This is a genomic window from Amycolatopsis umgeniensis, from assembly GCF_014205155.1.
Classification (GTDB): Bacteria; Actinomycetota; Actinomycetes; order Mycobacteriales; family Pseudonocardiaceae; genus Amycolatopsis; species Amycolatopsis umgeniensis.
Genome location: NZ_JACHMX010000001.1, coordinates 1,846,908 through 1,863,866, shown reverse-complemented (window position 1 = coordinate 1,863,866; position 16,959 = coordinate 1,846,908). Strand labels below are relative to the sequence as shown.

Below are 16,959 nucleotides of genomic sequence, written 5' to 3'. Positions count from 1 at the left end.
CCCGCTGATCAGGTTTCCTGCCCCCATGATCGACATCGTTGGTGACGAGCACGACACCGGGCCCCCGGGCCGCCGCAACCCCGCATCGACCCTCCTGAAGAACCTTCGCCACGACCTCCCGGCTTCGGTCGTCGTCTTCCTCGTGGCCGTCCCGCTCTCGCTCGGCGTCGCACACGCCGCCGGAGCCCCTCTGCTCGCCGGACTCATCTCCGCCGTCGTCGGCGGGCTCGTCGCGAGCCTCTTCGGCGCTTCCGCCCTCCAGGTCAGCGGACCGTCCGCCGCGCTGACCGTCGTCCTCGCGGAGACCATCGCCACCTTCGGCTGGGCCGCCACCTGCGCCATCACCGCCGCGGCGGGCGTGGTCCAGATCCTCTTCGGCGTCAGCCGCATCGCCAGGGCCGCGCTCGCGATCTCGCCGGCGATCGTGCACGGTCTGCTCGCCGGGATCGGCCTGATCATCGTCCTCGGCCAGTTGCACGTCGTGCTCGGCGGAGCGGCGCACGGTTCCGCGATCGCGAACGTCCTCGCGCTGCCGGGTCAGATCGTCGGCCACCACGACCAGGCCGCGCTGATCGGCGTGGTCACCGTCGGCGTCCTGCTGGCGTGGACCCGGATGCCGCGTTCGGTGCGCCGCGTCCCCGGTCCGCTCGCCGCCGTCGCGCTGGCCACCGGCCTTTCCGTCGCGGCCGGGATGGACCTGCCGCGCGTCGACCTCCCGAACGGCTTGCCGGGACTGGGTTTCGTCCCCGAGGCGCCATCGGGATCCTGGGCGGCGATCACCGCTGCCGTGCTCACCATCGCGCTCATCGCCAGCCTGGAAAGCCTGCTTTCCGTCCTCGCCGTCGACAAACTGCGCGACGGCCCTCGTACCGACCTCAACCGCGAACTGATCGGCCAGGGCCTCGCGAACGTCGCCGCCGGGTCGCTCGGCGGATTCCCGGTCACCGGCGTCGTCGTGCGCACCATGACCAATTTCGAAGCGGGCGCCCGGACCCGGATGTCGGCGATCCTGCACAGCGCCTGGATCCTCGGCTGCTGCCTGTTCCTGGCGGGCGCGCTGCGGCTGATCCCGCTCGCCGCCCTCGCCGGGCTCCTCGTCTACGTCGGCGCCAAACTGGTCAACGTCACCAGCCTCCGTGAGGTCCGCCGCCACGGCGATCTGCCGGTCTACCTCGCGACCTTGACCGGCGCTGTCGCCGTCAACCTGCTCACCGGGGTCGCCGCGGGGGTCGCGGTGGCGCTCGTGCTCATGCTGCGCCGCATGCTGTTCTCCGGCATCCACATCGAACCGGACGGCGCGCGGACCCGCGTCGTCATCGAAGGCGCGCTCACTTTCCTTTCCGTGCCAAGGCTCACGAGCGTCCTGGCCGAAGTCCCCGCGGGTTCGGAAGTCACACTGGAACTCTTCGTCGACTATCTCGACCACGCCGCTTTCGATTGCCTGCGCGGCTGGCAGCGCGCGCACGAGCGGGCCGGGGGAGTCGTGCTCGTCGACGAGATCGGGCATCCGTGGTTCGAACGCGGCAAGGCCGGTGTGCCGACGGTGCGGCGCGGTGTCGCGTCCCGGGTCGTCCCGCGCTGGCTCGCGCCGTGGTCGGAATGGCAGGCGGAACATCTCGAGCTGCCGGGCCAGCGCGGCGGCAGCGTTCCCTTGTGCCGTGGGGCTTCCGAGTTCCAGCGGCGGACCGCGCCACTGCTGCGTCGGACCTGGGACGGGCTCGCGAACGGGCAGGCGCCGCATACGCTCTTCGTCACCTGCGGCGACGCGCGGATCGTGCCGAACCTGATCACCACCAGCGGGCCGGGTGATCTGTTCACCGTGCGGAACATCGGAAACCTCGTCCCGCACGCCAGTGCCGAAGCGGATTTCTCCGTGGGAGCGGCGATCGAGTACGCCGTCGGTCTGCTACGGGTGCGGGAAGTCGTGGTGTGCGGGCATTCCGGCTGCGGAGCGATGAAGGCGCTGCTCGGGGACGCGCCCACCGGGCTGGTGCACCTCGGCGGCTGGCTGCGCCACGGCGAGGCGACCATGCGGCGCAGGGAAAGCGAAGGGCCGGTGCTGCTCGACGGCGCCCGTCCCGATCACGAGGCCGATCGGCTCGCGCTGCACAACGTCGTGCAGCAACTGGAAAACCTGCGTTCGTATCCGGTCGTCGACGCCGCGCTGGCCCGGGGCGAACTCCGCCTCACGGGTATGTACTTCGACGTCGGCAAGGCGAACGTGTACCTGCTCGACGCGGCGGGCCGATCGTTCACTTCGGCCGCCACCCCGGTGAAGTCCTGAGTCGCTCGTGCATGTCCGTGAAGGCCTCCTTGAGGGACCCAGAGTCCCTCAAGGAGGCCTTCACGGACTCGTGATCGGTTGGCCGGGCGGCCGACCGGGGTTCCCAGGATTTGGGAGCTCGCAAGGCTTTTCGAAATGCTGAGGACATCTCAAGGCAACGAAACAGCCCAAAAGTGGGCTACGCCACCCACCTGTAGGGCGATATTCACTCGATCAGGTGGTGCATAGCGGACAAATCACCAGTTTCCTGGTGATCATGCTGGTGTCCTCTAAGAAGCCCCTCGCCGTGCTTCGTCACGACCTGCCCGCCTCGTTGGTGGTGTTCCTCGTCGCCGTCCCGCTGTCACTCGGGATCGCTCTCGCGTCAGGGGCGCCGATCGTCGCGGGGCTGATCGCGGCCGTGGTGGGGGGTGTGGTCGCCGGCGCGCTCGGTGGCTCACCGCTCCAGGTCAGCGGCCCGGCCGCCGGCCTGACGGTGATCATGGCCGAAACGATCGCGACCTTCGGCTGGGCGACCACCTGCGCGATCACCGTCGCCGCGGGCGCGCTCCAGATCCTGCTCGGGCTGAGCCGCATCGCGCGCGCCGCGCTCGCGATCTCGCCAGCCATCGTCCACGGCATGCTCGCCGGGATCGGCGTCACGATCGTCCTCGGCCAGCTGCACGTCGTGCTGGGCGGATCGGCGCAGAGCTCCGCGCTCAAGAACATCGCCGAACTGCCCGCGCAGATCGTCGGCCACCACGACACCGCCGCGCTGATCGGCGTGCTCACCATCGGCATCCTGCTGCTGTGGCCGCGGCTGCCGAAGGCCGTCCGCAAGGTGCCCGCCCCGCTCGCCGCGATCGCGCTGGTGACCGTGCTGTCCGTCGCCACCGGGATGACCCTGCCCCGCGTCACCCTGCCCGGTGACCTGCTCAACATCCGTTTCGCCCCCGAATTCCCGAGCACCGGCTGGGGCGCGTTCGCCGTCGCGGTCATCACCATCGCCCTGATCGCCAGCGTGGAAAGCCTGCTGTCGGCCGTCGCGGTCGACAAGATGCACACCGGGCCGCGGTCCAACCTCGACCGCGAACTGATCGGACAGGGCGCCGCGAACATGACCTCCGGCGCGCTGGGCGGCCTCCCGGTCACCGGCGTGATCGTCCGCAGCTCGACCAACGTCGCCGCCGGTGCCCGCACCCGCGCTTCGGCGATCCTGCACGGCGTCTGGATCCTGGTGTTCGTCGCCGCGTTCGCCGGGCTGATCCAGAACATCCCGCTGGCCGCGCTCGCCGGGCTGCTCGTCCACGTCGGCGCGAAACTGGTGAACCCCGGTCACATCAAGCAGGTCCTCAAGCACGGCGACCTGGGGCTGTACCTGGTGACGCTCGCCGGTGTCGTCGTCTTCGACCTGCTCACCGGTGTCCTGCTCGGCATCGGGCTTTCGGTCCTGCTGATGCTGCGGCGCACGGTGTGGTCCGGGATCCACGCCGAAAGCGACGGCGGTGAATGGCGCGTCGTCGTCGAAGGGGTCCTGACGTTCCTTTCGGTGCCGAGGCTCAGCCGGGTGCTCGCAACCGTGCCTGACGGCGCGAAGGTGACCCTCGAGCTGGTCGTCGACTACCTCGACCACGCCGCCTTCGAGAGCCTCTCGAACTGGCAGCAAGGGCACGAGCGCACCGGCGGCGAGGTGGTCGTCGACGAGGTCGGGCATCCGTGGTTCGCCAACGGCAAATCCGGCGACCCCACCCTGACCAGGACCGACGCGGTGCGGTCGGTGCCGCGGCTCCTCGCGCCGTGGTCCGACTGGCAGGCCAAGGACGTCGAAGTGCCCGGCCAGCGCGGCGGTCCGACACTGCGCGGGGCGACCGAGTTCCAGCGGCGCACCGCCGCGCTCATGCAGCCCGCGCTCAGCAAACTGGCGGGCGGGCAGTCGCCGCACACCCTGTTCATCACCTGCGGTGACGCGCGGATCGTGCCGAACATGATCACCACGAGCGGCCCCGGCGACCTGTTCACCGTCCGCAACATCGGGAACCTGGTGCCCGCCCGCCGGGCGGACCCGTCGATGGGCGCCACCGTCGAATTCGCCGTCGGCGTGCTGAAGGTGCGCGAGATCGTGGTCTGCGGGCATTCCGGCTGCGGTGCGATGCAGGCGCTGGCCACCGGCGCCCCCGACGGCACGCCGATGCTGGCCTCCTGGCTGAAGCACGCCGAGCCGAGCGCCAAGCGCAAGGTCTCGGTGACCCTCGACGGCGAACGCCCGGACACCGAGGTCAACCGGCTCGCCCTGCAGAACGTGCTGCAGCAGCTGGAGCACCTGCGGCACTACCCGCTGATCGCCGAGGCCGAGGCACGCGGCGAACTGCATCTGACCGGGATGTACTTCGACGTCGGGGCGGCGCAGGTCTACCTGACCGACGACGGCGGCCCGTCGTTCACCCCGGTCGGCGCCGTGACCACCTCCGGGGGCTGAAGGACGCCTTACCCGCATGCGATGGGAGGAAAGCGTCCTTCACCCGATCGCATGCGGGGATGGTCCCCTTCAGCCCTCCTCGAACGGGACCCACTAGATTCAACCCACGTGAGCATGCTGGTCATAACCGGCACCGGAACCGGTGTCGGCAAGACGATCACCACCGCCGCCATCGCCGCGTTGGCCGCCGGGCAGGGCCAACGCGTCGCCGTACTGAAACCGGCGCAGACCGGGGTGGGTCCGGACGAGCCGGGTGATCTCGCCGACGTGCTCCGCCTCGCCGGCCCGGTCACCACCCGTGAGCTGCGGCGATACCCCGATCCGTTGTCACCGGAGGCGGCTTCCCGGCTTTCGGGACTGCCGACGCTCTCGCCGAGCGAGATCGCCGCCGCGGCGAGCGACCTCAACGGCGAGCACGACCTGACCCTCATCGAGGGAGCGGGCGGCCTGCTGGTCCGGTTCGACGCCGACGGCGCCTCACTGGCCGACGTCGCCTGGTCGCTCGGCGCCCTGGTGATCGTCGTGGCCGAGGCGGGGCTGGGCACGCTCAACGCGACGGCCCTGACCGCCGAGGTCGCGACCAAACGCGGCCTCACCGTGGCGGGCGTCATCATCGGCTCGTGGCCGGATGACCCCGACCTCGCGGCGGTGTCGAACCTGCGGGACCTGCCGGTCGCGGCCGGTGCGCCGCTGCTGGGCGTGCTGCCCGCCGGGATGGGCGACGCCGAACCCGAGGAGTTCGCCGCCCAGGCCAGGGCCGGTCTCTCGCCGTGGTTCGGCGGGGAATTCGACCCGGAATGCTTCGTCGGCCGCGCGTCGGCGCAGAAGTGATCTGCGTCGCTGTGTCCGAGGCGCCCGGTCATGCACGATGATGTGCCTTTGCTTTGACGCCCCACCCCGAACAGGAGCCGCCTCGTGACCACAGCCCCGGAGACCGTCGACATCCTCGCCGTGGCGCGCGACCAGGTCCTCGAGCGTGGCGTCGGACTGGGCGAGGAGCAGCTCGTCGAGATCCTGCGGCTCGGCGACGACCACCTGACCGATCTGCTGGCGCTGGCCCACGAGGTCCGGATGCGCTGGTGCGGTCCCGAGGTCGAGGTCGAGGGCATCATCAGCCTCAAGACCGGTGGCTGCCCCGAGGACTGTCACTTCTGCTCGCAGTCGGGCCGTTTCCCGACGCCGGTGCGTTCGGCGTGGCTGGACATCCCCGGCCTGGTCAAGGCCGCCCGCCAGACCGTCGAAACCGGCGCGACCGAGTTCTGCATCGTCGCCGCCGTCCGCGGCCCCGACAAGCGGCTGCTCTCGCAGGTCCGCGAGGGGATCAAGGCCATCCGCGAGGACGGCAACGACATCCAGATCGCCTGCTCGCTCGGCATGCTCACCCAGGAACAGGTCGACGAGCTCGTCGAGATGGGCGTGCACCGCTACAACCACAACCTGGAGACCGCGCGCTCGCATTTCGCGAACGTCGTCACCACGCACACGTGGGAAGAGCGCTGGGAGACCCTGCGCATGATCCGCGAGGCGGGCATGGAGGTCTGCTGCGGCGGCATCATCGGCATGGGGGAGACCGTCGAGCAGCGCGCCGAGTTCGCCGCGCAGCTGGCGGAGCTGAACCCCGACGAGTGCACGATGAACTTCCTCATCCCGCAGCCGGGGACGCCCTACGAGGGATACGAGGTCGTCGAAGGCAAGGACGCGCTGCGCACCGTGGCCGCGTTCCGGCTGGCGATGCCCCGCCCGCTGCTGCGCTTCTCCGGCGGCCGTGAGCTGACCTTCGGCGATCTGGGCACCAAGCAGGGCATGCTCGGCGGCATCAACGCGATCATCGTCGGCAACTACCTGACCAACCTCGGCCGCCCGGCCACCGCGGACCTGGAGATGCTCGACGAGCTGAAGATGCCGGTGAAGGCGATCAGTGACGTCCTCTGACCGACCGTCGTTCTGTGTCCATTGTGGACAGCCGTCCGACGGCGGTACGGAACACCCCGCTTGCCACAATCCGAGAACGGCACTCGAACCGCCGCGCTACTGCACGTTCTGCGCGCGGCGGATGGTCGTCCAGATCACCCCGGTGGGCTGGACGGCCCGATGCAGCCGTCACGGTGAACTCGACGGCTGATCGCACGCGCGGCCACCGCATCCAGAGGACTGAATGCGGGAGATGCGTGGCGGGTTGCGTGCGCTGGGGGCGTCATTGGTTACGCTCTGCACAAGCTGCGTGAGGGAGGAGTCCGGGTTGGGCGAGACGTCGGGCAAACCGGCACACCTGTCTTCCAGCGTGTCCGACCCCTGGTCGGTGCCCGTGCTGCCGAAGCCGCGCCGCCCGCATCCGAAGGTCGTCATCAAGGCCGATCTGCTGCCGGCGGTCAGCGTGCTGTCCACGGCCGGCCTGCTCGGCTTCCCGCTGGCCTGGCTGTGGTCGCGGCTCGCGCCGCCGCAGCGGATGCGGGTGATCAACGACCGCGGCGGCCTCGCGCCGCTGGAACTGGAGAGCTGGCACCGCTTCGACGACCTCGCGATCTACGGTTTTCTCGCGCTCGGCGCCGGATTGCTGATCGGCGTCGTGACCTGGCTGCTGCGGGAGCGCCGCGGCCCGGTCGTGCTGATCGCCGCGACCGGCGGTTCGGCACTCGCGGGCTGGCTGGGCACGACGATGGGCGTCTCGTTCGCCAACGGCCGCTACGAGATCGCCGCGGCACCGGCCGTCGGCGACGTCATCGCGAAGGCGCCGCAGATCGAGTCGATGTGGATCATGCTCGCCGCGCCGTTGATGACGACGCTGGCGTACACGTTGTTGACCGCGTGGAACGGACGGGAAGACCTGGGTCGCCGCCTCGGCTGACGAATTTCCTCTAGGGTGGGCGGCAACTTCTCTAGGGGGCTTTTCTTGACTGACGACATCGAGGTTTCCCGGCACAACGCCGTTCGCTTCCCGGGTATCAGCCCGCGTGCCTACGAACACCCCGTCGATCGCGGCGCGCTGGCCACGCTGCGTGCGGTTCCCGGGTTCGCGCAGGTCGTGAAGGCGGTCTCGGGTTTCTACGCCGAACGCGGTGAGCGGCTCATGGCACTCGCGTCCGGGATCCGGGTCGGCCCGAAGCAGTATCCGGAACTGGACAAACTGCGCAACGAATGCGCCGAGACGCTCGACCTCGACCGCGTGCCGAACCTGTTCGTCGCCCGCAGCCCCGAGGTCAACGCCCAGACGATCGGCATGGACGAGCCGTTCATCGTGCTCAACACCGCCGCCGTCGAGGCGATGGACCTCGCGTCGCTGCGGTTCGTGATCGGGCACGAGATGGGGCACGTGCTGTCCGGGCACGCGGTGTATCGCACCATCATGATCCGGCTGATCGGCCTGCAGATGTCGATGTCGTGGACGCCGGTGAGCGCGATCGGCATCCGCGTCGTCATCGCCGCGCTGCGCGAGTGGTACCGCAAGGCCGAGCTGTCCTGCGACCGCGCCGGGCTGCTCTGCTCGCAGGACCCGACGGCGGCGCTGCGGTCGCAGATCCTGGTCGCGGGCGGGATCGACCCGGCGAAGATCGACATCCCGGCGTTCCTGCAGCAGGCGGCGGAGTACGAATCGGTCGACGACATCCGCGACAGCTACCTGAAGCTGCGCTACGTCGAGACGATGTCGCATCCGCTGGCCGTCGTGCGCGCCGCGCAGCTGCAGAAGTGGGCCGCTTCGGAGGAGTACCGGGCGATCCTGGCCGGCGAGTACCCGCGCCGCGACGCGGACGCGCCGTCCTCCACCTGGACCGACGACCTGAAGTCGGCCGCGAAGTCCTACAAGGATTCCTGGAACAGCTCGGCCGACCCGCTGACGAAGGTGTTCAGCGACGTCGGCGAAGCCGTGTCCGGTGCGGCGGGCAAGGTGTGGAGCAAGTTCGGCGGAAGCGGGAACGGCGCCGAAGACGGTCCCGAGGGGGCCCCGGAGTCCGGCAAGTAGGGCTCAGTTCAGGTTCGAGGGGCGCGTGAACTCGCCGAGTTCCCCCGGCGGCATCGGCACCGCGCCGAGCGTGCTGAGGAACCCGGCCTCCCGCGTCAGCAGCCGGCACGCGATCCGCAGCCGCCGCAGCGGGTTGGACTCCTCCAGCAGGCGCTGCCGGTCCTCCAGCGGGAGCAGGCAATCGGCGGTCAGCCGGTACGCGAGGGCCGCGATGTCGCCGTCGTCGGGCGGGGTGGTCCAGTCGTCGTCGTGCCAGGCGGACTCGCAGTAGCGCCGATGCGCCGCCTTGGCGACGTCGGCGAGCCTGGCGACGGTGTCGCCGTGCACCGACGAGACCTTGTCGTCGGCCACCCATTCGACCGAGCCGATCAGGTAAGGCGCGGAAACGCGGTCGATCTCGAGCAGCCGGAACCGGCGCCGCGCGGTGGTGACGACGTCGAATCTGCCGTCCGGCAGCCGTTTCGCCTCGCGCAGCACCGTGCTGCAGCCGACTTCGTGGACGTGCTCGAGCCCGCTCACCTCCCTGATCATCGCCGAACGCAGCGCGACGACGCCGAACTCGCGGTCCGGGACGACGTCGCCGACGAGGTCGGCCATCAGCTGCCGGTACCGCGGTTCGAAGATGTGCAAAGGAAGGTGTGTTCCGGGCAGAAGCACGGTCTGTAGCGGGAACAGCGGCAAGATCGCCTTCCCGGTGGACTCATCGCTCGGCTCGGTCACCCGTTCAAGGTACGGGCACGGCACGCACTTCGCAGGACGGTCACTTCCCGGCCGGCGGGCGGAACACCGCGAACGGGTCGGTGATCTGCATCCCCTTGCCCGCGAAGGAGAAGAGCGCCGCCGGACGTCCGCCGCTGCGCCCGGGCGGGGCGGTGTGCCCGGTGGGGAGGAGCAGCCCGCGCCGGGACAGCACACGCTGCAGGTTCGTCGCGGACACCCGGTAACCCAGCGCAGCCGAGTACAGCCCCTTCAACGCCGATACGGTGAACTCTTCCGGGGCGAGCGCGAACCCGAGATTCGTGTAGCAGAGCTTCGACCGGAGCCGATCCCGCGCGCGCAGCACGATGGACTCGTGGTCGAAGGCCGTCCGCGGCAGCTCGGAAACGTCGTGCCACTCGGTGTCTTCCGGGATCTCCGGGTCCACATCGGACGGTACGAGGCCGAGGAACGCCGTCGCCACGACGCGCGGGCCCGGCACCCGGTCCGGCGCGCTGAACACCGCCAGCTGCTCCACATGCTTCAACTGGCGTACGTCGACCTTCTCCGCGAGCTGCCGCCGAATGGACGCCTCGACGTCTTCGTCCGGGCGAAGCCTGCCGCCCGGAAGTGACCAGCGGCCCAGATGCGGATCGAGTGCGCGCCGCCACAGCAGGACCCGGAGTGTGTCCGAGCGCACTTGCAGGACCGCTCCCAAAACCTCGTGGGCGAGGGGGGTCTGGGTGTTAAGATGACTTCGCACGGTTTTCGATTGTAAGGCGAAAACCGGCAGTGGACAAATCGGTCCGGAGGGCCAGAACGATGACGAGCACCCTGCAAAACGACTTGACCCCCTACGGCGGCGTCGTCGCCGACGCGGCTTGGGCGGAGGAGGTGCGGAGCCTCGCTCGCAAACGCGACGCGGTGCTGCTCGCGCACAACTACCAGGTCCCCGAGATCCAGGACATCGCCGATTTCACCGGCGATTCCCTCGCCCTCAGCCGGATCGCGGCGAGCAGCGACGCGTCCACCATCGTCTTCTGCGGCGTGCACTTCATGGCCGAGACGGCGAAGATCCTGGCGCCCGAGAAGACGGTCCTGATCCCGGACGCGCGGGCGGGTTGCTCGCTCGCGGACTCGATCACCGGCGCCCAACTGCGCGCCTGGAAGGCCGAGCATCCCGGCGCCGTCGTCGTGTCCTACGTGAACACCACGGCCGAGGTCAAAGCGGAGACGGACATCTGCTGCACCTCGTCGAACGCCGTCGACGTGGTCGCCTCCATCCCCGCTGACCAGGAGGTTCTGTTCCTGCCGGACCAGTTCCTCGGCGCGCACGTCAAACGCGTGACCGGCCGGGAGAACATGCACATCTGGGCCGGGGAATGCCACGTGCACGCCGGGATCAACGGCGCCGAACTGGCCGAGCGGGCCGCGGAGAACCCGGACGCCGACCTGTTCATCCACCCGGAATGCGGCTGCGCGACGTCGGCGTTGTACCTCGCGGGCGAGGGTGCCGTCGCCCCCGAGCGGGTCAAGATCCTCTCGACCGGCGACATGGTCCACGCCGCCCGCGACACCAAGGCGAAGTCGGTCCTCGTGGCCACCGAGATCGGCATGATCCACCAGCTGCGCAAGGCCGCTCCGGAGATCGACTTCCGCGCGGTGAACGACAGGGCGTCCTGCCGGTACATGAAGATGATCACGCCGGCCGCCCTGCTGCGGTCGCTGCGTGAGGGTGCCGACGAGGTCCACGTCGACATCGAGACCGCCGCCCGTGCCCGCGCTTCCGTGCAGCGCATGATCGAGATCGGGCAGCCTGGCGGCGGAGAATGACCGACCCGGTTACCGCCCTCCAGGCGAAAACCCATCCGGTGTGGGAGGCCGCTGCCGATCTCGTGGTGATCGGCAGCGGAGTGGCCGGGCTCACCGCAGCGCTGCGCGCCCAGGAACTCGGGCTGCACGTCCTGGTGGTCACCAAGGCGGCGGTCTCCGACGGGAACACCCGCTGGGCGCAAGGCGGGGTCGCGGTCGTGCTGGAGGGTGAGCACGAACCGGGCGACTCGGTCGGCAAGCACGCCGCGGACACGCTCACCGCCGGAGCCGGGCTCTGTGACGAGGACGCCGTCCGTTCGATCATCGCGGGCGGCCCGGCCGCGGTGGCGAGGCTCCGGGCCGAGGGCGCCCGCTTCGACCCGGCGGTCGACGGCGGCACCGAACTCGCCCGCACGCGGGAAGGCGGGCACAGCGCTTTCCGCGTCATCCACGCCGGCGGCGACGCGACCGGGGCGGAGGTCGAGCGGACGCTGGTCGCGACGGCCGGTGACCGGCGGATCCCGGTGCTGGAGCACCACATCGCCGTCGACGCGATCCGCACGCCCGCCGGTGAGGTGGCCGGCGTGACCGTCCTGGACCACAACGGCGTTCCCGGGGCCGTCCGGGCGCCCGCCGTGCTGCTGGCCAGCGGCGGGCTGGGGCAGCTCTACCAGGCGACGTCGAATCCGGAACTCGCCACGGGGGACGGCCTCGCGCTCGCGTTGCGCGCGGGGGCACAGCTCGCGGACGTCGAGTTCGTCCAGTTCCACCCGACGGTCCTGTTCACCCCGGGCGCGCGCGGCCGGTGCCCGCTGGTCACCGAGGCGGTGCGCGGCGAGGGAGCGACCCTGCACGACGCGACGGGCGCTTCGGTGATGCGCGGGGTGCACCCGCTCGGCGACCTCGCGCCGAGGGACGTCGTCTCGGCGGCGATCACGCGCCGGATGACGCAGGCCCCCGGCGGGGTCGACGACCACGTTTTCCTCGACGCCACCGGGATCACCGGGTTCGCGAAGCGGTTCCCGACCGTCCACGCGGCGTGCGCGGCGATCGGCGTCGACCCGGTGAAGGAACCGATCCCGGTCACCCCGGCGGCGCATTTCTCCTGCGGCGGCGTGGTGACCACTGTGGACGGACGCTCCGGTGTCCGCGGCCTCTACGCGGCGGGCGAGGTCGCGAGGACCGGCCTGCACGGCGCGAATCGCCTGGCGTCCAACAGTTTGCTCGAAGGGCTGGTCGTCGGGCGGCGGGTGGCCGAGGCTGTCGCCGCCGATCTCGCCACCGGGCTGCTCGCCGATCCGCGTCGCGGGGTGCTCGAACCTCCCGCCAAGGTCGCGGTCACCGATCGCGACGCGTTGCAGCGGGCGATGAGCCGCTATGCCGCGATCGGCCGCGACGAAGAAGGGCTCGCCGTCGTCGGCTCGGTGCTGGATCTTTCGGTCGTCGAGAGTCCTTTGTGGACCCCTCGGATCGTCGAGGACGCGGCGCTCACGCTGGTGGCGGAGGCTTTGGTCGCGGCGGCCGCGCGCCGGACGGAGTCCCGAGGCTGCCACGTGCGGACGGATTTCCCCGGACGCGACGAGAACGCCTGGCAACGCGGCCAGCTCATCCGGCTCAGCCCGTCGGGGCAGCCGGTGCTGGCCGATCCGATCGCTTTGGAGGGTGTGGCATGAGCGAATTCTCCCGATGGGTGACCAAGGCGCTGGCCGACCACGGCCTCGACGTCCCGGATGTGCACCGGGTCGTCACGACGGCGCTCGCCGAAGACCTGCGTTACGGGCCCGACGCGACGACGAACGCCACCGTGCCCGAGTCCGCGCACGCGCTGGCCGAACTCACGCCGAGGAAGGCGGGGGTGATCGCCGGGATCCCGGTGGCTTTGGCGGTCTTCGACGTCGTCCTCGGCTCGGATCTGGAGATCCTGGCCGCCCGCGACGACGGTGAGCGGCTGACGGCGGGGGAGCCCGCGCTGGTCGTGCGCGGTCCGGTGCGCGGTCTGCTCACCGCCGAGCGCACCGCGCTGAACCTGTTGTGTCACCTGTCGGGTATCGCCACCGAGACCTCCACCTGGGTGTCCACTGTGGATGGAACCGGCTGCCGTGTCCGCGATTCCCGCAAGACCCTGCCCGGGCTGAGGCTGCTGGAGAAGTACGCCGTCCGCGCGGGCGGCGGGGTGAATCACCGGCTCGGCCTCGGCGACGCGGTGCTCATCAAGGACAACCACGTGGTCGCCGCCGGTTCGGTGACGGCGGCACTGGCCGCGGCCCGCGAGCACGCGCCCGAGCTGCACTGCGAGGTCGAGGTCGACGACCTGGCCCAGCTCGAGGAGGCGCTCGCGGCGAGCGCCGACGAGGTGCTGCTCGACAACTTCACGCCCGACGAGTGCGCGAAGGCCGTCGACAGGCGCGACGAGGTCTCGCCGAAGACGCGCCTGGAATCCTCGGGCGGTTTGCAGCTGGAAGTCGCGCGGGCCTACGCGGAGTCCGGTGTGGACTTCCTCGCCGTCGGCGCGCTCACCCATTCCTCGCCCGCACTCGACCTCGGGATGGACCTGCGCTGACCTGAGTGGTCACCATCGGAAGTCCTCCTGGGGTCTCGACGGCCCAGCTTCCCGCTGGACGCACGGCCGTGAGACCCGAGTACAACCCGGTACGAGGACCTCACGGCCGCACGCCCAGCGGAAACCTGGATCCGCCGAATACCCCAGGAGGACTTCCGATGGCAACCACTGGCAAACTAGAATTCCCTTGTGTGACAAGGGAATTCTGGAGGAATGGTGGGTTTTGCCGGTAAAAGTGCCGTCGCGGGGAGTGCGGCGTTCGTGGCACTGCTCGGCTCTCCCGTCCCGGCGACGGCGGTCGCCGAGCAGTGCGCGAATCCGACGGGCACGTACACCGCGGCCGTTCCGTGGGGGCAGCGGCTGATCGATCCCGTGCGGATCTGGCCGCTGTCGCGCGGCACCGGTCAGCTGATCGCGGTGATCGGCACCGGTGTCGACGGCCGCAACGGCCAGTTCGCGTCCGGTCAGCTCGTCGGCGGACAGGGCACCGAGGCCGAGGACTGCGACGGCCGGGGCACGATCGCCGCCGGGATCGTCGGCGCGCAACCGGATCCGTCCACGACGTTCACCGGGATCGCGCCCGGCGCCAAGATCCTCCCGATCCGCTACACCCAGGCGAACGGCGGCGGCGACCCCGGCCAGCTCGCGTCCGCCATCGAGACCGCGCTGAACCGCGGCGCAGGGATCATCCTGATCGCCGTCCCGGCCGCTTCCGACGGTCCCGCGCTGACAGGCGCCGTCTCACGCGCCAAGGAGAAAGGCGCGCTGATCGTCTCGCCCGCCGCGGGCTCGCAGCAGGGTCAGACGTCCTATCCGACCGCGACCCCGGGCGTGCTCGCCGTCGGGTCGACCAACCAGGCCGGCGAGGCGGTGCAGACGGAATCCGGTTCCTACGTGGGGGTTTCGGCGCCCGGCGCCGAACTGGTCAGCACGTCCGCGGGCGCGGGCGGGACGGTGGCGCACCGGTGGCCGGTGAGCGATCCGAGCCTGGCCGCCGCGCATGTCGCCGGTGTCGCCGCGCTCGTGCGCGCGTATCACCCCGAGTTGTCGCCGGAGCAGGTCGTCGCCCGGCTGACGCTGACAGCGCACCGTGGCCCGAGCGGCGGACACGACCCCCGGCGTGGCTGGGGCGCGATCGACGCCTACGCCGCCGTTTCCGCCGCCATCCCGGCGGATACGCCGGGGCCTGGAGGGCCGGCGAGCGTCGCCCCGGACACCTTCGTCGTCCCCGCGGCGGCCCCCGCCCGCGCGAACGCGGACAAGGTCTCCGGTGTGCTCGCCATCGTCGGGGTGGCCGTCGCCATCGCGGCGGGTGTGGTCGTGGCCGCGGTCCGGCGGGGCAAGCGCCGGGGCTGGCGGCCTTCACGTTTTCGCGCCTCGTGAGCGGCAGCGGCGTACTGGGGGACACCACTGCCGCTCACGAGGTCTTTTTGCGACCCCCGGGGTACTAGGGGACGGATACGCAGGCTGTCGAGCCCACGATGGCCACGCCGTCGCCGACGCGGGAGACGTGCACGTTGAAGTCGGCGCCGTCGCGGCTGAACTGCGCGATCAGCTCACGCGGGTTGCTGCGGTCGCGCGTCCGCCAGCCCTGGCTTTCCAGCAGGGGCAGGACGACGTCGACGAGTTTGCGGATCGCGTCGGAAGCGTCGTCCACGCGGAGGCCGTACTGCCAGCAGAGCAACCGTCCCGGCTGGGTCGGGTCGCAGTCCAGTTCGCCTTCCACGGTGCGCTCCGCGCTGGTGCCGAAGGTGCCCGCGACGCCGTCGATGACCGTCGTCAGCTCTTCGGCCAGCGGGTCGAGCTCGGTGTTCCTGGTGATCATGACCACTCCCTCACAGGCCTCGGCCCACGCCTTCGACGGCCATTTCGCGCAGCGAGCCGCTCGTGAAGCCCTCGTGCGTGAGCGGTCCGCCCGTGATCACACCGTAGATGTTGTTCCACGAATCCGAACCGGGCTTGAGCACTCCGCTGTGGGAATCGAGACCCCACTGCAGATCGCCGTTCGCGTCGCGGCCGGTTTCCAGTTCGACGACGCCGGGGAAGCGGTCGGGGTCCGCTCCGTGCCCGGCGCCGAGCCATTCGATGAGGCCCGCGTTGCCCTGTGCGACCACGATCGGGTCGAAGGGGGCCGTCATGGAGTATCGCTGCACACCGGCCTGGCTGGCGGGCAGGTCGTTCGGGCTCCAGATCCCGTGTCCCATCCCCGCGGATTCGACGTGCAGCACCTGGTCGGCCCTGAGCCCGAGCTGTTCGGCGAGCCCCACGGTCGCGCCGCCGTAGCTGTGCCCGACGGCGGTGAGCACGACGCCCGGACCGGCGTGGCTGTCGATCTGGCCGCGCAGTTCGTCGCCGAAAGCCTTGAGTTCGGGCGCCATCGTCTGCGCGTAATGCGCGGCGGGCCCTTCGGTGACCACGTTCTGGGGGAAGACGCCGTCGGCCCAGACCACCATCGCGGTCCGCCCGGTGGCGTCCGCGGCGACCAGGCTCTTGCCGAGGTCGGCGTAGCTCTGGAAGTTGTCGAACGAGGTGTTGACGCCGGGGACGAACAGCCCGACGTTGCGGGTGCCCGGTTCGATCCGGCCGACCAGTTCGGCGATGCGCCCGTTGCCCGACGGATCGAACCGCAGGATCTGCCGGTCGTTGGCGAGGATGTCCTCGTACAGCGCGATCCGGTTGCGCGCGTTCGTGATGTCGTCGGCTTTTCCGCCGTGCGCCAGGAGGTTCGCGAGCCTCTCGCGCTCGGACGTCAGCGCGTCGGAGACCTTGGTGCGGTTCTCGGCGATCGCCGTCGCCCACTGCCCGGTGTCGGCCGTGCCGCCGATGCCCGACGGATTCCCGGCCTTGGGCAACGGGTTCTCCGGCATCAGCGCGCGATACGAGGCGGCGATCTGGACGTCGGCGCGCCGGTAGCCGCCCGCCGCCGCGGTGAGTCCCTGATGGATCACCGTCGCTTTGGTGAGCTGGCCGTCGAGTTTGCCCGCGACGTCCTTGATCGTCTTGGTGAACGTCGCGGAAGCCGCGCTGGAGGCCGAAACCTGGCCGAACGCGGTGGCGGGAACGTTCTCGCCCGCCAATGCGGTCTGCGCCGTCTTGAGCGCGCCCGCGCGCTGTTCGAGTTCCGACGCCGCCGCTTCGAGCCTGGCGGGGGCGACTCGGTAACCGCCCGCACTGGATGCCATCACCGAGCCGCC

General features: G+C 70.5%; 15 protein-coding genes. 11 read left to right on the top strand and 4 right to left on the bottom strand.

Annotation, left to right across the window (positions count from 1 at the left end):
* Nucleotides 1-25 precede the first annotated feature (25 nt).
* The 7 genes from HDA45_RS08235 to HDA45_RS08205 all read left to right on the top strand — a co-directional run bounded on the left by HDA45_RS08235 (nucleotide 26) and on the right by HDA45_RS08205 (nucleotide 8,697).
* Complete coding sequence (locus HDA45_RS08235; protein WP_184893379.1) at nucleotides 26-2,284, top strand: bifunctional SulP family inorganic anion transporter/carbonic anhydrase; 2,259 nt, start codon at nucleotides 26-28, stop codon at nucleotides 2,282-2,284.
* Nucleotides 2,285-2,540: 256 nt separating this feature from the next.
* Nucleotides 2,541-4,739 (top strand): SulP family inorganic anion transporter, encoded by a 2,199-nt coding sequence (locus tag HDA45_RS08230; protein WP_184893377.1) that lies wholly within the window; start codon nucleotides 2,541-2,543, stop codon nucleotides 4,737-4,739.
* Nucleotides 4,740-4,847: 108 nt separating this feature from the next.
* Nucleotides 4,848-5,570 carry a dethiobiotin synthase gene (gene bioD / locus HDA45_RS08225; protein WP_343072027.1) on the top strand — a complete coding sequence of 241 codons (723 nt, stop codon included), beginning with the start codon at nucleotides 4,848-4,850 and terminating at the stop codon, nucleotides 5,568-5,570.
* Between the two features lie 84 nt (nucleotides 5,571-5,654).
* Nucleotides 5,655-6,671: a biotin synthase BioB gene (gene bioB, locus HDA45_RS08220; protein WP_184893375.1), complete on the top strand. Its 1,017-nt coding sequence runs from the start codon at nucleotides 5,655-5,657 to the stop codon at nucleotides 6,669-6,671.
* Nucleotides 6,658-6,861, top strand: a complete 204-nt coding sequence (gene bsaP / locus HDA45_RS08215) for a biotin synthase auxiliary protein BsaP (protein ID WP_184893373.1) — start codon at nucleotides 6,658-6,660, stop codon at nucleotides 6,859-6,861. The genes bioB and bsaP overlap by 14 nt, the downstream gene beginning before the upstream one ends.
* Before the next feature lie 117 nt (nucleotides 6,862-6,978).
* Complete coding sequence (locus tag HDA45_RS08210; protein ID WP_184893371.1) at nucleotides 6,979-7,584, top strand: DUF2567 domain-containing protein; 606 nt, start codon at nucleotides 6,979-6,981, stop codon at nucleotides 7,582-7,584.
* Between the two features lie 45 nt (nucleotides 7,585-7,629).
* Nucleotides 7,630-8,697 carry a M48 family metallopeptidase gene (locus HDA45_RS08205; protein ID WP_184893369.1) on the top strand — a complete coding sequence of 356 codons (1,068 nt, stop codon included), beginning with the start codon at nucleotides 7,630-7,632 and terminating at the stop codon, nucleotides 8,695-8,697.
* Between the two features lie 3 nt (nucleotides 8,698-8,700).
* On the opposite strand, the gene HDA45_RS08200 is transcribed toward HDA45_RS08205, so the two are convergent.
* Nucleotides 8,701-9,417, bottom strand: a complete 717-nt coding sequence (locus HDA45_RS08200) for an LON peptidase substrate-binding domain-containing protein (RefSeq protein WP_184893367.1) — start codon at nucleotides 9,415-9,417, stop codon at nucleotides 8,701-8,703.
* A 40-nt stretch (nucleotides 9,418-9,457) separates the two neighbouring features.
* Nucleotides 9,458-10,093, bottom strand: a complete 636-nt coding sequence (locus HDA45_RS08195) for an NUDIX domain-containing protein (RefSeq protein WP_184893365.1) — start codon at nucleotides 10,091-10,093, stop codon at nucleotides 9,458-9,460.
* Between the two features lie 122 nt (nucleotides 10,094-10,215).
* On the opposite strand from HDA45_RS08195, the gene nadA reads away from it, so the two are divergent.
* The 4 genes from nadA (at nucleotide 10,216) to HDA45_RS08175 (ending at nucleotide 15,148) form a co-directional block, all read left to right on the top strand.
* Nucleotides 10,216-11,226: a quinolinate synthase NadA gene (gene nadA, locus HDA45_RS08190; protein ID WP_184893363.1), complete on the top strand. Its 1,011-nt coding sequence runs from the start codon at nucleotides 10,216-10,218 to the stop codon at nucleotides 11,224-11,226.
* Nucleotides 11,223-12,878, top strand: coding sequence for an L-aspartate oxidase (locus HDA45_RS08185; protein ID WP_184893361.1), 1,656 nt, complete (start codon nucleotides 11,223-11,225; stop codon nucleotides 12,876-12,878). The genes nadA and HDA45_RS08185 overlap by 4 nt, the downstream gene beginning before the upstream one ends.
* The gene (gene nadC, locus HDA45_RS08180; protein ID WP_184893359.1) at nucleotides 12,875-13,765 is read left to right on the top strand and encodes a carboxylating nicotinate-nucleotide diphosphorylase; all 891 of its coding nucleotides are present in this window, start codon (nucleotides 12,875-12,877) and stop codon (nucleotides 13,763-13,765) included. Before HDA45_RS08185 ends, nadC begins: the two co-directional genes overlap by 4 nt.
* A 213-nt stretch (nucleotides 13,766-13,978) precedes the next feature.
* Entirely contained in the window at nucleotides 13,979-15,148 is a 1,170-nt protein-coding gene (locus tag HDA45_RS08175) for a S8 family serine peptidase (RefSeq protein WP_184893357.1), read from the top strand.
* A gap of 64 nt (nucleotides 15,149-15,212) precedes the next feature.
* Here the strand turns inward: HDA45_RS08175 and HDA45_RS08170 are convergent, their stop codons facing one another.
* Both HDA45_RS08170 and HDA45_RS08165 read right to left on the bottom strand, forming a co-directional pair.
* The gene (locus HDA45_RS08170; protein ID WP_184893355.1) at nucleotides 15,213-15,590 is read right to left on the bottom strand and encodes a hypothetical protein; all 378 of its coding nucleotides are present in this window, start codon (nucleotides 15,588-15,590) and stop codon (nucleotides 15,213-15,215) included.
* 10 nt (nucleotides 15,591-15,600) lie between these two features.
* A complete protein-coding gene (locus tag HDA45_RS08165; RefSeq protein WP_184893353.1) occupies nucleotides 15,601-16,947 on the bottom strand; it encodes an alpha/beta hydrolase in 1,347 nt (448 codons plus the stop codon).
* Nucleotides 16,948-16,959 lie beyond the last annotated feature (12 nt).

Excerpts from the sequence above, each read along its gene's own strand:
- HDA45_RS08235 (WP_184893379.1), top strand. The coding sequence starts at position 26 with ATGATCGACATCGTTGGTGACGAGCACGACACCGGGCCCCCGGGCCGC.
- HDA45_RS08230 (WP_184893377.1), top strand. The coding sequence starts at position 2,541 with ATGCTGGTGTCCTCTAAGAAGCCCCTCGCCGTGCTTCGTCACGACCTG.
- nadA (WP_184893363.1), top strand. The coding sequence starts at position 10,216 with ATGACGAGCACCCTGCAAAACGACTTGACCCCCTACGGCGGCGTCGTC.
- HDA45_RS08185 (WP_184893361.1), top strand. The coding sequence starts at position 11,223 with ATGACCGACCCGGTTACCGCCCTCCAGGCGAAAACCCATCCGGTGTGG.
- nadC (WP_184893359.1), top strand. The coding sequence starts at position 12,875 with ATGAGCGAATTCTCCCGATGGGTGACCAAGGCGCTGGCCGACCACGGC.
- HDA45_RS08175 (WP_184893357.1), top strand. The coding sequence starts at position 13,979 with ATGGTGGGTTTTGCCGGTAAAAGTGCCGTCGCGGGGAGTGCGGCGTTC.
- HDA45_RS08170 (WP_184893355.1), bottom strand. The coding sequence starts at position 15,590 with ATGATCACCAGGAACACCGAGCTCGACCCGCTGGCCGAAGAGCTGACG.
- HDA45_RS08165 (WP_184893353.1), bottom strand. The coding sequence starts at position 16,947 with ATGGCATCCAGTGCGGGCGGTTACCGAGTCGCCCCCGCCAGGCTCGAA.